Genomic DNA, 450 nt, shown 5'->3' on the forward strand with positions numbered 1-450 from the left:
ATGGCGATAAATACATCAATACAGTAACAGGTGATGTCTTTGTTAAATCAGGTGACAACTGGACCAACGAAGGCAATATCAAAGGACCAAAAGGTGACAAAGGCGATAATGGTTTAAACGGTAGAGATGGAAAAGATGTTCTGAATGGCAAAGTTAATCCACAACCAAATCAAGGTAAAGATGGCGATAAATATATCAATACTGTAACAGGTGATGTCTTTGTTAAATCAGGTGGAAACTGGACTAACGAAGGCAACATCAAAGGGCCAAAAGGTGACCGAGGCGAACGTGGTGAGACTGGTGCAAAAGGTGACAAAGGCGATAATGGTCAAAACGGTAGAGATGGAAAAGATATTCTGAATGGCAAAGTTAATCCACAATCAAGTCAAGGTAAAGATGGCGATAAATACATCAATACAGTAACAGGTGATGTCTTTGTTAAATCAGGTG

Annotated in this window: 1 pseudogene; it reads left to right on the forward strand. The window is 39.6% G+C overall.

The features are described from left to right. Positions 1–450: pseudogene (locus CD041_RS06875) on the forward strand (hypothetical protein); the annotation flags it as partial.

Origin of the sequence: Staphylococcus lugdunensis, assembly GCF_002901705.1 — a bacterium.
Lineage (GTDB): Bacteria > Bacillota > Bacilli > Staphylococcales > Staphylococcaceae > Staphylococcus > Staphylococcus lugdunensis.